The organism is Bacillus cereus group sp. BfR-BA-01441, assembly GCF_022663075.1.
GTDB classification, from domain to species: domain Bacteria; phylum Bacillota; class Bacilli; order Bacillales; family Bacillaceae_G; genus Bacillus_A; species Bacillus_A cereus.
Genome location: NZ_JAKUEU010000030.1, coordinates 44408 through 58729, shown reverse-complemented (window position 1 = coordinate 58729; position 14322 = coordinate 44408). Strand labels below are relative to the sequence as shown.

The following is a 14322-nucleotide window of genomic DNA, read 5'->3' as shown; positions in this document are numbered from 1 at the left end:
GTAAGATCCCTGAAAGATGATCAGGTTGATAGGTTCGAGGTGGAAGCATGGTGACATGTGGAGCTGACGAATACTAATAGATCGAGGACTTAACCATATAATATGTAGCAATGTTATCTAGTTTTGAAGGAATATGCCTTCATAGTTTGGTGATGATGGCAGAGAGGTCACACCCGTTCCCATACCGAACACGGAAGTTAAGCTCTCTAGCGCCGATGGTAGTTGGGACCTTGTCCCTGTGAGAGTAGGACGTCGCCAAGCAACTAAACACGAGTCAAATGACTCGTGTTTTTTCGTGTTTTCTTTTATAATCCATAGTAATTAAAAAAATATGCTTAAATAATTACTATTTTGATTAAATGCAGGGGAATGTGGCTAGGATAGTGAATAAGCAAAAGAGTTGCAAATTTTATTAATACGTATATAATTAAAGTCAAAGATAGTCAAAGTCAATAAAGGTGGCGGATAAATGAGAAATATATCTGATATCATTGAGCAATATCTAAAGCAAGTTATTGACTTAAGTAATAATAATGTGATTGAAATCAAAAGAAATGAGATTGCGGATCGATTCGAGTGCGTACCATCTCAAATCAATTATGTAATCAATACCCGTTTTACATTAGAAAGAGGATTTGTAGTAGAAAGTAAACGTGGTGGAGGAGGTTACATTCGCATTATAAAAGTCAAACTGCATGATGATATAGACATTATTGATCAAATGCTTCATATGATTGATCATAGCGTTGCACAAGGGAATGCAGAGAGTATGATTATACGTTTATTAGAAGAGGGAATCATAACAGGCCGTGAAGCAAAATTAATGTTAAGTGTACTAGATCGTTCTGTATTATCAATGGATATTCCTTCTCGAGATGAACTTAGGGCTCGAATATTATGCGCAATGTTAAGAACACTGAAATATAAATAAATACAGCTTTTGTAAAAGAATGATAATTAAGATAGGGCAGTTAAATATTGTAGAAGTTTTGAAAAAGAGCATGTACTTTTATCTGAGTGGATTAAGGAAAGAGGACAATCTAGTAATGTATGAAAAGTATCATGAGGTAGATCGTTCCTGTTGTAAAGGTGGGGATATTGATGACTTGTCAAAACTGTAATATAAGACCAGCAACTTTACATTATACAAAAGTAATCAACGAGAAGAAGGCGGAAGTTCATCTTTGTGAGCAATGTGCGGAGCAAAGTGGCTATACGTCTTTCTTTCAATCATCACAGTCTAACTTTTCATTTCATGATGTATTTGCTGGTTTATTACACGGTGAATCAACAATGTTTGGAGAAGGAAAAAACGGGTTTTCAAATACAAATACAGTAAGATGTCCAGATTGTAAGATGACATATGAACATTTTACAAAAGTGGGACGCTTTGGTTGTGCTTCTTGTTACGATACATTTAAAGGACACTTAAACCCATTGTTAAAGCGACTTCATGGTGGACATACAGAACATTGTGGAAAAATTCCGGAACGAATGGAAGGAAATATCCACTTAAAGAAAGAATTAGATGAACTAAAACTTATTCTGAAACAATATGTACAGAATGAGGAGTTTGAGAAAGCTGCTGAGGTAAGAGATGAAATTCGAGGGCTTGAAACTCAGCTTAGTGAGCATAGAGAGGGGGAGTAGTTCTATGTCACTGGACAAAATTATGAATGAAGCGATTAGTCCATGGATGAAGGGGGATGGCCCTGATTCTGATATTGTTTTAAGTAGTCGAATTCGTTTGGCTCGTAATTTTAAGCAATATCAATTTTCTACTATGCAAAACGAAGAGGAAGCTCAAAAGGTTCAAGAATTATTCAAAAAGAAATTTATAAATAAAGCGGTAGAGCCCTTTGGGAAGTTTGGACTATTAAAAATGAATGAACTAACTCCTCTTCAAAGGAGAGTTTTAGTCGAAAAGCATTTAATTAGTCCAAATCTAGCAGGGACCGAATATGGAGCATGTCTGTTATCAGAAAGCGAACACATTAGTGTGATGCTTAATGAGGAAGACCACATTAGGATTCAGTGCCTATTTCCAGGACTACAGTTATCAAAGGCGCTTCAAAGCGCCAATCAAATAGATAATTGGATTGAGAAAGAGGTTGAATATGCTTTTGATGAATCACTTGGATATATTACGAGTTGTCCTACTAACGTTGGTACAGGATTAAGAGCTTCTGTAATGATTCATTTACCAGGGCTGGTTTTAACAAAAAGAATTAGCCGTATTATACAAGTAATTCAAAAATTAGGTTTAGTAGTAAGAGGAATATACGGTGAAGGTAGCGAAGCGTTAGGTAATATATTTCAAGTATCAAATCAAATGACGTTAGGGAAATCCGAAGAAGATATTATTGCAGATTTAAAGAGTGTCATGCAGCAAATTATACAACAAGAAAAATTGGCCAGAGAATTAATTGTACAAAATTCGAGCATTGAGCTTGAAGATAAGGTTTATCGTTCTTACGGTATACTAGCAAACAGTCGTTTAATTCAATCTGCAGAAGCGGCAACTTGCTTATCGGATGTACGACTCGGTATTGATCTAGGATATATAAAAGGTATATCGAGAAATATTTTGACTGAGCTAATGGTTCTTACGCAACCTGGTATTTTACAACAATATGCAGGAGGACCTTTAGGACCAGAAGAAAGAGATTATCGAAGAGCAACCTTAATCCGTGAGCGATTACGTATTGAAAAAAACTAAGCGCAAGTAGGAGGCGATTTCTATGATGTTTGGAAGATTTACAGAAAGAGCACAGAAAGTATTAGCTTTATCTCAAGAGGAAGCAATTCGCATTGGGCATAATAACATTGGAACAGAACATATTTTACTTGGGCTTGTACGCGAAGGTGAAGGAATTGCAGCAAAAGCGTTAATTGCTCTTGGATTGAGCCCGGAGAAAGTGCAAAAAGAGGTAGAAGCGTTAATTGGACGTGGAACAGAAGCTTCTCAAACTGTACATTATACACCTCGTGCTAAAAAAGTTATTGAATTGTCTATGGATGAAGCGCGTAAGCTAGGACATTCTTACGTTGGAACAGAACATATTTTACTTGGCTTAATCCGTGAAGGTGAAGGTGTAGCGGCACGTGTATTAAATAATTTAGGTGTAAGCCTCAACAAAGCAAGACAACAAGTGTTACAACTTCTTGGAAGTAACGAAGCAAGTTCAGGTCACCAAGGTGGTTCATCGACAAATGCAAATACACCGACACTAGACAGTTTAGCGCGCGACTTAACAGTTGTTGCACGTGAGAATCGTTTGGATCCTGTTATTGGACGTAGTAAAGAAATTCAACGTGTAATTGAAGTGTTAAGCCGTAGAACAAAAAACAATCCAGTGTTAATTGGAGAGCCTGGTGTAGGTAAAACAGCAATTGCTGAAGGGTTAGCACAGCAAATCGTAAATAATGAAGTTCCTGAAACGTTAAGAGATAAGCGTGTTATGACACTAGATATGGGAACAGTGGTAGCTGGGACGAAATATCGTGGTGAGTTTGAAGATCGTTTAAAGAAAGTAATGGATGAAATACGTCAAGCAGGGAATATTATTCTATTTATTGATGAACTTCATACATTAATCGGTGCAGGTGGAGCAGAAGGTGCAATCGATGCATCGAATATTTTAAAACCATCTTTAGCACGCGGAGAATTACAATGTATTGGTGCGACAACTTTAGATGAGTATCGTAAATATATTGAAAAGGATGCAGCTTTAGAGAGACGTTTCCAGCCAATTCATGTTGATGAGCCGAGTCTAGAAGAATCAACTCAAATCTTGAAAGGGTTACGCGATCGTTATGAGGCGCATCACCGTGTGTCTATTACAGATGATGCAATTGATGCAGCTGTAAAACTTTCAGATCGTTATATTACGGATCGTTTCTTACCAGATAAAGCAATTGATTTAATTGATGAAGCTGCTTCAAAAGTTCGCTTGCGTTCTTATACAACACCACCAAACTTAAAAGAGCTTGAAGTGAAGCTTGAGGAAATTCGAAAAGAAAAAGATGCGGCTGTACAAAGTCAAGAGTTTGAAAAGGCTGCTTCCTTACGTGATATGGAACAACGCTTACGTGAGAAATTGGAAGATACAAAACGTCAGTGGAAAGAACAACAAGGAAAAGAAAATTCAGAGGTTACGGTAGAAGATATTGCAAATGTCGTTTCTACATGGACACGTATCCCTGTTTCTAAACTTGCACAAACAGAGACTGATAAATTATTAAACTTAGAATCCATTCTTCATGATCGTGTCATCGGTCAGGATGAAGCTGTAGTGGCTGTAGCGAAAGCTGTTCGTCGTGCAAGAGCAGGATTGAAAGATCCGAAACGTCCAATTGGTTCATTTATTTTCTTAGGGCCAACAGGTGTAGGTAAAACAGAATTAGCAAGAGCATTGGCAGAATCTATGTTCGGTGATGAGGATGCAATGATTCGCATTGATATGTCTGAGTATATGGAGAAACATTCAACTTCTCGCTTAGTTGGTTCTCCTCCAGGATATGTTGGGTATGAAGAAGGCGGACAATTAACAGAGAAGGTTCGTCGTAAGCCTTATTCAGTTGTCCTATTAGATGAAGTAGAGAAGGCACATCCTGATGTATTTAATATTCTACTACAGGTATTGGAAGATGGTCGTTTAACTGATTCTAAAGGACGTACAGTTGATTTCCGTAATACGATTGTTATTATGACGTCTAACGTTGGTGCTGAGGCGTTAAAACGTAACAAACATCTTGGGTTTAACGTACAAGATGAAAGCCGTGATTATTCGGATATGAAAGGTAAAGTAATGGATGAGCTGAAAAAGGCATTTCGTCCAGAATTCTTAAACCGTATTGATGAAATTATCGTATTCCATATGCTTGAGAAAAAACATATTCAAGAAATTGTGACTCTTATGGTAAATCAGCTAGTGAGTCGCTTAAAAGAACAAGAAATTGAATTGCACTTAACAGAAGGAGCGATTGCAGCTATTGCTGATAAAGGGTTTGATCGTGAATATGGTGCTCGTCCACTACGTAGAGCAATTCAGAAGCATGTAGAAGATAGACTATCGGAAGAACTTTTAAAAGGTGCTATTGAGAAAGGTCAAAAAGTTATCTTTGATGTAGAAGGGGAAACATTTGTCATTCATAGTGCTGAAAAGGTAAAATAAGTATAGACAAACTAAGAGGGCTACGAGATAGCCCTCTTTCTTGTACGAGAAGGTCAAATGTTTATAGATGAAAGCGAAGTGAAATATAAAAAGATATGGCTAAAAAGAAAACAAAATTCACATGTCAAGAGTGTGGTTATCAATCACCAAAATATATGGGTAAATGTCCAGGGTGTGGTCAATGGAATTCGCTTGTTGAAGAGATGGAACCCGTTGTATCATCCAGACGCCTAAATTATGCAAATGCAATTCAAACAGAAGTAACAAAACCAAGACGTCTTACAGAAGTAGAAACAAAGTCTGAGGCACGTATTGAAACAAAATTTCAAGAGTTTAACCGTGTACTAGGTGGCGGAATTGTAGATGGATCTTTAGTACTTATTGGTGGGGACCCTGGGATTGGAAAATCAACGTTATTATTACAGATTTCCTCGCAATTAGCAGATGCTTCATATGATGTATTGTATATATCAGGTGAGGAGTCAGCAAAGCAGATTAAACTTCGTGCAGATCGTTTACATGTAAATGGTAGTAATCTATTTGTTGTATCAGAGACAGATTTACAGCGTATTGCAGCACATATTGAAGAGATGAATCCTGCTTTTGTTGTTATTGATTCTATTCAAACGATACATTTACCTGAGGTGACATCAGCTCCTGGTAGTGTGGCGCAAGTACGTGAATGTACAGCAGAATTAATGAAACTTGCAAAAACAAAGGGAATCCCAATTTTCATCGTAGGACATGTGACAAAAGAAGGTGCAATTGCGGGACCGCGTATGCTAGAACATATGGTCGATGCAGTTCTTTACTTTGAAGGAGATCGACACCATACATATCGTATTTTACGAGCTGTAAAGAATCGTTTTGGTTCTACGAATGAAATGGGTATCTTTGAAATGAAAGAACTTGGCCTTGCAGAAGTCTTAAATCCTTCTGAAATTTTCCTTGAGGAAAGACCAGTTGGAGTTGCAGGTTCAACAGTAGTTGCCTCAATGGAAGGAACAAGACCAGTTTTAGTAGAAATACAGGCATTAATTTCCCCTACTAGTTTTGGAAATCCTCGAAGAATGGCGACAGGAATTGATCATAATCGTGTCTCGCTTATTATGGCGGTACTAGAGAAAAGAACAGGTTTACTATTACAAAATCAAGATGCGTATTTAAAAGTAGCTGGTGGTTTGAAATTAGACGAACCGGCAATTGATTTAGCTGTCGCCTTAAGTATAGCTTCAAGTTTTAGAGATAAATCTACGGCACCAACTGATGCGGTAATAGGAGAAGTTGGATTAACTGGAGAAATAAGAAGAGTATCAAGAATTGAACAACGTGTACAAGAAGCAGCTAAATTAGGATTTCAACGTGCTATCATTCCTAGAAAAAATTTAGGGGGATGGACAATTCCAGAGGGGATTGAGGTTGTAGGTGTTTCTAATTTGGGAGAAGCGCTTCGTTTGACATTAGGAGGCTAGGCTATGGAAGAAAATAAGCAACGTGTCAAAAGTATGATTAACATTTTACAGCTCGTGGCCCCAGGAACACCACTGCGCGAAGGGATAGATAATGTACTTCGCGCACAAACGGGGGGACTAATTGTTCTTGGGTATAATGAGCAGATTAAAAGCATTGTTGATGGTGGTTTTCATATTAATTGCGCATTCTCTCCTGCTAGTTTATATGAATTAGCAAAAATGGATGGAGCACTTATTTTAAATGAAACTGGAAGTAAAATTTTAATTGCAAACGCACAGTTAGTTCCAGATTCATCTATTGATTCTATTGAAACAGGTATGCGTCACCGAACAGCAGAGCGTGTAGCAAAGCAGACGGGCAGCCTTGTTGTGGCCATTTCACAAAGACGTAATGTAATTACGCTATATCAAGGGAACTTACGTTATACATTAAAAGATATAGGTGTCATTTTAACGAAGGCAAATCAAGCAATTCAAACGCTAGAAAAATATAAGGCTGTATGGAATGACGGCATTACGAATTTGGGTATTCTAGAATTTGAAGAGGTCGTTACAATGTCCGAGGTGGTTCACGTTTTACATAGTGTTGAAATGGTGCTGCGTATTAAAAATGAAATATTGAGCTATATTCATGAGTTAGGAACAGAAGGTAGGTTAATTCGTTTACAGCTTACAGAATTACTAGCTGATTTAGAGGCAGAGGCAGCATTGTTAATTAAAGATTATCACCAGGAGAAAACACAAGACCATCATCAAATCTTGAAAAAGTTACAAGATCTTGCAAATACACAACTTTTAGAGGATAGTGATTTAGTTAAATTGCTTGGCTATCCAGGACAAACAAGTTTAGAAGAAAGTGTGACACCTAGAGGGTACCGAATCACAAGCAAGATTTCTCGTGTTCCGCCACTTATTATCGAGAATTTAATTAATCGATTTAAAACATTGCAAGGTGTTTGCCGAGCAACTATTAATGAATTGGATGATGTGGAAGGAATTGGAGAAGTGAGAGCGAAGAAAATACGAGAAGGTCTAAAAAGAATTCAAGAGCATCTCTATATGAGTAGACACAATTAAGAATATTACATTGATTCTATAATATAACGACACTAGAACATTTTTGGTATATGATATGATATATTGGTAAATAAAACTATTTACAAAAAAACACGTCCGCTTTTGCATTCGGCGTTTTGATTAGCGAAACAATGGTTAATAATGAGTAGGAGGTGGTTGGATGTTAAAACGGATTGTACAGCTCTTCTTTTTAGTGATCGGGGGAGCGTTAGGGATTTACTTAATCCCAAAAATTATTAATGTATTAGATATCGGTGCGGTTCCTTTGTTGGAAGGATCGTATGTTCGTGCAATTATTGGTGCAATTATTTTATTTTTAACAACATTTTGGCTTGTAGATTATATTGTTCAACTTATTAAGCATATTGAAGAGGCTCTTGTAAAGGCGCCTGTAGCAGATGTTTTATTTGGTACATTAGGATTAATCTCTGGTCTTATTGTTGCATATTTAATTTTGATACCAATTCGTGAATTTACAATTCCAGTTATTAGTACGGTGTTGCAAGTGTTCTTCACCCTTTTACTTGGATATTTAGGATTCCAAGTAGGATTTAAAAAGAGGAATGAATTGCTAGGATTATTTACATTACCCCAACGCGGAGGTAAGAAGAAAAACAATAGTGAGAATGAAGAGGTAGAGGTCGAAGCAGAAAAATCTACGACTCATTGGAAAATTCTCGATACGAGTGTAATTATTGACGGACGTATTGCAGATATTTGCCAAACAAAGTTTTTAGAAGGAACAATTGTCATTCCGCAATTCGTATTAGAAGAGCTTCAGCATATTGCCGATTCTTCAGATGCTTTAAAGCGTAATCGTGGCCGCAGAGGGCTAGACATTTTAAATCGTATTCAAAAGGAGATGCCAATTCCGGTAGAAATTTATGAAGGCGATTTCGATGATATCCAAGAAGTAGATAGCAAGCTTGTAAAGTTGGCAAAAATCACTGGTGGAACTGTAGTAACAAACGATTTCAATTTAAACAAAGTTTCTGAATTACAAGGGGTTACGGTGTTAAACATTAATGATTTAGCTAATGCGATTAAACCAGTCGTACTCCCTGGTGAAGAATTAAGTGTTTATGTTGTGAAAGATGGTAAAGAACAAAATCAAGGTGTTGCATACTTAGATGATGGTACGATGATTGTAGTAGAAGATGGTAGAGAGTATGTGGGTTCACAACTTGACGTACTTGTTACTAGCGTATTACAAACATCGGCTGGTCGTATGATTTTCGCAAAACGTAAATTGCTAGAAAAAGCATTATAAGTAGAGGATTATTAATATGTATACATTAATTATTCCGGCAGCGGGCCAAGGAAAACGAATGGGTGCTGGTAAAAATAAGTTATTTTTACTTATAGATGAAGTACCAATTATTGTGCACACATTGCGTGCTTTTGAAAAAGATAAAGCGTGCAAAAGTATTATTATGGCAATTAACGAAGAAGAACGCCCGTATTTTGAAGAGTTAATGCAGAAGTACCAGATTGAAAAGCACGTACAATTCATTCAGGGTGGAGCCGAAAGACAAGATAGCGTCTATAACGCACTTCAGTATGCGAGTGGTGTCGAATATGTTCTTGTGCATGACGGGGCGCGCCCGTTCGTAACGAATAAAGTGATTCGCGATGTATTAACTGCAGCAGAAAAATATGGAGCTTCCATTTGTGCAGTGCCAGTAAAAGATACTGTTAAGAAAGTAGAGCAGGGTGTTGTTGTAGAAACGGTAGAGCGATCTCAACTTAACGCTGTACAAACACCACAAGGATTCTCTGTTTCTCTTTTGCTAGAAGCTCATAGAAGCGCAAAGCAAAGTTGTTTTCTTGGCACAGATGATGCAAGTCTTGTAGAACGTGTTGGGAAGCAAGTAGGTGTAGTAGAGGGGAGTTACTATAATATTAAAGTGACGACTCCGGAAGATCTATTAATTGCTGAAAGTTTCCTACGTGTTCAAAAGAAATAACATTGATGACGTGTTAATAAAGAAAAGCTCGGCAACAGCCGGGCTTTTCTTTATAAGGATAGCGATATAATATAGAGTCATAAAGCTCAGTAGTTTAGCTTAAGGAGGAAGTAAGGATGTTTCGAATTGGACAAGGTTTTGATGTACATGAATTTGCGGAAGGGCGCCCGTTGATTATCGGTGGAATTACAATTCCACACGAGAAAGGATTAATCGGCCATTCAGATGCAGATGTATTGTTACATACGATTGCTGATGCATGTTTAGGTGCGATTGCAGCAGGAGATATCGGAAAGCATTTTCCTGATACAGACCCAGCTTTTAAAGATGCAGATTCAGCTGTATTGTTACAAAAAGTTTGGGAATTTGTGCGTGAACAAGGTTACGAGTTAGGAAATTTAGATTGTACAATTATTGCTCAAAAACCAAAAATGGCACCACATATTGAGAGTATGCGTAAGCGCATTAGTGAACTGTTAGAAACGTCTATCGATAACATTAATGTAAAGGCAACAACAACAGAAAAATTAGGATTTACAGGTAGAGAAGAAGGGATTGCTTCTCAAGCGGTTGTTTTATTACAGAAAAAATAATGGTTTTTAATTCGTAAGATGGATAATCACATTTTTTTGGTGTACAATTATAGAATGTGTTGACATTAAGAATGGAAGGTGTACCAATTATGGAAAAGCAAGTGAGAGTGCGCTACGCGCCAAGTCCAACAGGACACTTACATATCGGAAATGCGCGTACGGCATTATTTAATTATTTATTTGCTCGTCATTTAGATGGCAAATTTATTATTCGTATTGAAGATACTGATGTAAAACGTAACGTGGCTGGTGGAGAAGAAAGCCAATTAAAATACTTGAAATGGCTCGGTATGGACTGGGATGAAGGTGTTGATGTTGGTGGTGAATTTGGACCATATCGCCAAACAGAGCGTTTAGATATTTATAAAAAATTATATGAAGATTTATTAGAGCGTGGTCTAGCTTATAAATGTTATATGACAGAAGAAGAGCTAGAAGCAGAGCGTGAAGGACAAATCGCTCGCGGTGAAACACCTCGTTACGCAGGTAACCACCGTGAATTAACTGAAGAACAAGTGAAAGAATTTGAAGCTGAGGGACGTATTCCAAGTATTCGTTTCCGTGTACCAGCTGATCGTGACTACACATTCAAAGATATTGTAAAAGATGAAGTTGCGTTCCATTCAAATGATTTCGGTGATTTTGTTATTGTGAAAAAGGATGGAATTCCAACTTATAACTTTGCAGTAGCAGTAGATGATCATCTAATGGAAATTACACATGTACTTCGTGGTGATGATCATATTTCAAATACACCGAAACAAATGATGATTTATGAAGCTTTCGGCTGGGATATTCCACAATTCGGTCATATGACTCTAATTGTTAATGAAAGTCGTAAAAAGTTAAGTAAGCGTGATGAATCTATTATTCAATTTATTGAGCAATATAAAGAGCTTGGGTATCTTCCAGAAGCAATCTTTAACTTTATTGCACTACTAGGTTGGTCTCCGGTAGGAGAAGAAGAAATCTTCTCTAAAGATGAGTTTATCAAAATGTTCGATGCAGCTCGTTTATCAAAATCACCTGCATTATTTGATTCTCAAAAACTAAAATGGATGAACAACCAGTATATGAAAAAGCAAGATTTAGATACGGTTGTAGAGTTAAGCTTACCGCATTTAGTGAAAGCTGGACGTGTGGGAGAAACTTTAAGCGAACAAGACCAAGCTTGGATTCGTGATGTAATTGCTTTATACCATGAACAAATGAGTTTTGGAGCTGAAATTGTAGAGCTTTCTGAAATGTTCTTTAAAGATCATGTTGATTATGAAGAAGAAGGACAAGAAGTATTAAATGGTGAACAAGTACCTGAAGTACTTCGTGCATTTGCTGGTCAAATAGAAGCTCTAGAAGCAATGGAGCCAGCAGCAATTAAGGCAGCGATTAAAGCAGTTCAAAAGGAAACAGGACATAAAGGTAAAAATTTATTTATGCCAATCCGTGTTGCAACTACAGGACAAACGCATGGTCCAGAGCTTCCGAATGCTATTGCACTTCTTGGAAAAGAAAAAGTTTTAAATCGTCTTCAAAAAGTAATTGGTTAACATTTTCTAGGTTTAGAAATATAATAAGTATACCTAAAATCTAATAAGGAAAAGCGACGAGAAGGAGAAGTAGAAAATCAGGCTTTTTACAGAGAGAACCACCTTTAGGCTGGGAGTGGTTTATAAGCGGATTTTTGAAATGCCCCTTCGAGTCTTCTGCTGAACAGCGAATTGCTTCGTGGGATGTCTTAGGCCGCAAAGTAAGCAGAAGCGGTTTACACCGTTATCATGAATGAGTTTGAGGCTTTTTTAAGCCTAAACAGAGTGGAACCGCGCTTAAAAGGCGTCTCTGTCAATATGACAGAGACGCCTTTTTTTTATACCGTGTAAATAGGTATGAATATAGAATTTATCTCCTTATATAAAGAATTAGGGGAGAAGTGATGAGTTAGGGGAGTTAGTTCGCTCGACAAAAAAGCAGCCCATAAAGGGGAGGGAACACCGATGTTTAAGAGGCTTCGGGAAGATATTGAAGTCGTTTTTGAACAGGATCCAGCGGCAAGAGGTTATTTCGAAGTCATTTTAACTTACTCTGGATTACATGCAGTTTGGGCCCATCGAATTGCACATGCTTTTTATAAAAGAAATTTTTTCTTTCTTGCACGTTTTGTTTCACAAGTGAGCCGCTTTTTTACTGGCATTGAGATCCATCCAGGAGCAACAATTGGTCGACGTTTTTTCATAGATCATGGAATGGGAGTTGTAATCGGAGAAACTTGTGAAATTGGTGATAATGTAACGATTTATCAAGGGGTTACATTAGGTGGTACAGGAAAAGAAAAAGGAAAGAGGCATCCAACAATTCAGGATAATGTATTAATTGCGACGGGTGCTAAAGTTCTTGGTTCTATTACTGTGGGAGAGAATTCTAAAATCGGAGCAGGGTCTGTCGTATTAAAAGAAGTTCCTGCACATTCTACAGTTGTAGGTATACCTGGCCGTGTCGTTATTCAAAATGGAGTAAAGATTGGTCAAGAATTAAATCACTCTGACCTTCCGGATCCGATTTTTGATAAATTAAAGGCTATGGAAGTAGAACTTGATAAATTGAAGAAACAATTGGAATTAAAGGTAGAAAGGAAGGATAAAAATGACTATTCACATTTATAATACGTTAACACGTCAAAAAGAAGAGTTTGTTCCATTAGAAGAAAATAAGGTAAAGATGTATGTATGCGGACCTACAGTTTATAACTACATTCATATTGGGAATGCAAGGCCTCCTATGGTATTCGATACAGTGCGTCGTTATTTAGAATACAAAGGATACGATGTGCAATATGTATCTAACTTTACGGATGTAGATGATAAATTAATTAAAGCGGCAAATGAATTAGGTGAAGATGTACCGACAATTGCTGATCGTTTTGTTGAAGCGTACTTTGAAGATGTAACAGCACTAGGTTGCAAACACGCAACAGTTCATCCTCGTGTAACAGAAAATATGGATATCATTATTGAATTTATTCAAGAACTTGTGAATAAAGGGTATGCATATGAATCAGAGGGTGATGTGTACTTTAAGACGAAGGAATTCGAAGGTTACGGTAAATTATCACATCAACCAATCGCAGATTTACGTCACGGTGCTCGTATTGAGGTAGGGGAAAAGAAACAAGACCCTCTTGATTTTGCTTTATGGAAAGCTGCGAAAGAAGGAGAAATCTTCTGGGAAAGCCCTTGGGGGCAAGGACGTCCAGGATGGCATATTGAATGCTCAGCAATGGCGCGTAAGTACTTAGGGGATACAATTGACATTCATGCTGGTGGTCAAGACTTGGCTTTCCCACATCATGAAAATGAAATTGCGCAGTCAGAGGCATTGACTGGAAAAACGTTTGCACGTTACTGGATGCATAATGGATATATTAATATTAACAATGAGAAGATGTCTAAATCGCTTGGTAACTTTATTTTAGTTCACGATATTATTAAGCAATACGACCCGCAGTTAATTAGATTCTTTATGTTATCAGTACACTATCGTCACCCGATTAACTTTAGTGAAGAGTTATTACAAAGTACGAATAATGGACTGGAAAGAATTAAAACAGCTTATGGAAACTTAAAGCATCGTATGGAGAGTAGTACGGATTTAACGGACCATAATGAGAAATGGTTAGCTGAAATAGAGAAATTCCAGACTGCATTTGAAGAGGCAATGAATGATGACTTTAACACTGCAAATGCAATTACCGAATTATACAACGTAGCAAATCATGCAAATCAATATTTACTTGAAGAGCATACATCTAAAGTTGTGATTGAAGCATACGTAAAACAACTGGAAACGTTATTTGATATTTTGGGATTAGAATTATCAAAAGAAGAATTACTGGATGAAGAAATTGAAGAGCTTATCCAAAAGCGCATTGAAGCTCGTAAAAATCGTGATTTTGCATTGTCTGATCAAATTCGTGACGATTTAAAAGAACGTAATATTATTTTAGAAGATACTGCTCAAGGTACAAGATGGAAAAGAGGATAAG

At 37.2% G+C, this 14322-nt stretch carries 12 protein-coding genes, 2 rRNA genes and 1 other annotated feature; all 14 genes read left to right on the top strand.

Annotation, left to right across the window (positions count from 1 at the left end):
* Positions 1 to 97 (top strand): 23S ribosomal RNA (locus MR107_RS14850); the annotation flags it as partial.
* Between the two features lie 48 nt (positions 98 to 145).
* Positions 146 to 261 (top strand): 5S ribosomal RNA (gene rrf, locus MR107_RS14845).
* A gap of 208 nt (positions 262 to 469) precedes the next feature.
* Positions 470 to 931: a transcriptional regulator CtsR gene (ctsR, locus tag MR107_RS14840; protein WP_001244565.1), complete on the top strand. Its 462-nt coding sequence runs from the start codon at positions 470 to 472 to the stop codon at positions 929 to 931.
* 170 nt (positions 932 to 1101) lie between these two features.
* Positions 1102 to 1650 (top strand): protein-arginine kinase activator protein McsA, encoded by a 549-nt coding sequence (locus MR107_RS14835; protein ID WP_000128399.1) that lies wholly within the window; start codon positions 1102 to 1104, stop codon positions 1648 to 1650.
* Positions 1651 to 1654: 4 nt separating this feature from the next.
* Positions 1655 to 2719: a protein-arginine kinase McsB gene (locus tag MR107_RS14830; RefSeq protein ID WP_000050842.1), complete on the top strand. Its 1065-nt coding sequence runs from the start codon at positions 1655 to 1657 to the stop codon at positions 2717 to 2719.
* Between the two features lie 22 nt (positions 2720 to 2741).
* Positions 2742 to 5177 (top strand): ATP-dependent protease ATP-binding subunit ClpC, encoded by a 2436-nt coding sequence (clpC, locus tag MR107_RS14825; RefSeq protein WP_069357942.1) that lies wholly within the window; start codon positions 2742 to 2744, stop codon positions 5175 to 5177.
* A gap of 95 nt (positions 5178 to 5272) precedes the next feature.
* Positions 5273 to 6649, top strand: coding sequence for a DNA repair protein RadA (radA, locus tag MR107_RS14820; RefSeq protein WP_001085202.1), 1377 nt, complete (start codon positions 5273 to 5275; stop codon positions 6647 to 6649).
* 3 nt (positions 6650 to 6652) lie between these two features.
* On the top strand, positions 6653 to 7726 hold the full coding sequence (gene disA / locus MR107_RS14815; RefSeq protein WP_000392163.1) for a DNA integrity scanning diadenylate cyclase DisA: 1074 nt from the start codon (positions 6653 to 6655) through the stop codon (positions 7724 to 7726).
* A 160-nt stretch (positions 7727 to 7886) separates the two neighbouring features.
* Positions 7887 to 8996 (top strand): PIN/TRAM domain-containing protein, encoded by a 1110-nt coding sequence (locus MR107_RS14810; protein WP_000919677.1) that lies wholly within the window; start codon positions 7887 to 7889, stop codon positions 8994 to 8996.
* Between the two features lie 16 nt (positions 8997 to 9012).
* Positions 9013 to 9693, top strand: a complete 681-nt coding sequence (ispD, locus tag MR107_RS14805; RefSeq protein ID WP_000288284.1) for a 2-C-methyl-D-erythritol 4-phosphate cytidylyltransferase — start codon at positions 9013 to 9015, stop codon at positions 9691 to 9693.
* Between the two features lie 116 nt (positions 9694 to 9809).
* Positions 9810 to 10286: a 2-C-methyl-D-erythritol 2,4-cyclodiphosphate synthase gene (ispF, locus tag MR107_RS14800; RefSeq protein WP_000488386.1), complete on the top strand. Its 477-nt coding sequence runs from the start codon at positions 9810 to 9812 to the stop codon at positions 10284 to 10286.
* Between the two features lie 89 nt (positions 10287 to 10375).
* Complete coding sequence (gltX, locus tag MR107_RS14795) at positions 10376 to 11833, top strand: glutamate--tRNA ligase (protein WP_000415143.1); 1458 nt, start codon at positions 10376 to 10378, stop codon at positions 11831 to 11833.
* Positions 11834 to 11880: 47 nt separating this feature from the next.
* Positions 11881 to 12127: a binding site (T-box leader), on the top strand.
* A 150-nt stretch (positions 12128 to 12277) separates the two neighbouring features.
* Entirely contained in the window at positions 12278 to 12943 is a 666-nt protein-coding gene (gene cysE, locus MR107_RS14790; protein WP_000476497.1) for a serine O-acetyltransferase, read from the top strand.
* Complete coding sequence (gene cysS, locus MR107_RS14785; protein ID WP_000152276.1) at positions 12924 to 14321, top strand: cysteine--tRNA ligase; 1398 nt, start codon at positions 12924 to 12926, stop codon at positions 14319 to 14321. The genes cysE and cysS overlap by 20 nt, the downstream gene beginning before the upstream one ends.
* Position 14322 lies beyond the last annotated feature (1 nt).

Excerpts from the sequence above, each read along its gene's own strand:
- ctsR (WP_001244565.1), top strand. The coding sequence starts at position 470 with ATGAGAAATATATCTGATATCATTGAGCAATATCTAAAGCAAGTTATT.
- MR107_RS14835 (WP_000128399.1), top strand. The coding sequence starts at position 1,102 with ATGACTTGTCAAAACTGTAATATAAGACCAGCAACTTTACATTATACA.
- MR107_RS14830 (WP_000050842.1), top strand. The coding sequence starts at position 1,655 with ATGTCACTGGACAAAATTATGAATGAAGCGATTAGTCCATGGATGAAG.
- clpC (WP_069357942.1), top strand. The coding sequence starts at position 2,742 with ATGATGTTTGGAAGATTTACAGAAAGAGCACAGAAAGTATTAGCTTTA.
- radA (WP_001085202.1), top strand. The coding sequence starts at position 5,273 with ATGGCTAAAAAGAAAACAAAATTCACATGTCAAGAGTGTGGTTATCAA.
- disA (WP_000392163.1), top strand. The coding sequence starts at position 6,653 with ATGGAAGAAAATAAGCAACGTGTCAAAAGTATGATTAACATTTTACAG.
- MR107_RS14810 (WP_000919677.1), top strand. The coding sequence starts at position 7,887 with ATGTTAAAACGGATTGTACAGCTCTTCTTTTTAGTGATCGGGGGAGCG.
- ispD (WP_000288284.1), top strand. The coding sequence starts at position 9,013 with ATGTATACATTAATTATTCCGGCAGCGGGCCAAGGAAAACGAATGGGT.
- ispF (WP_000488386.1), top strand. The coding sequence starts at position 9,810 with ATGTTTCGAATTGGACAAGGTTTTGATGTACATGAATTTGCGGAAGGG.
- gltX (WP_000415143.1), top strand. The coding sequence starts at position 10,376 with ATGGAAAAGCAAGTGAGAGTGCGCTACGCGCCAAGTCCAACAGGACAC.
- cysE (WP_000476497.1), top strand. The coding sequence starts at position 12,278 with ATGTTTAAGAGGCTTCGGGAAGATATTGAAGTCGTTTTTGAACAGGAT.
- cysS (WP_000152276.1), top strand. The coding sequence starts at position 12,924 with ATGACTATTCACATTTATAATACGTTAACACGTCAAAAAGAAGAGTTT.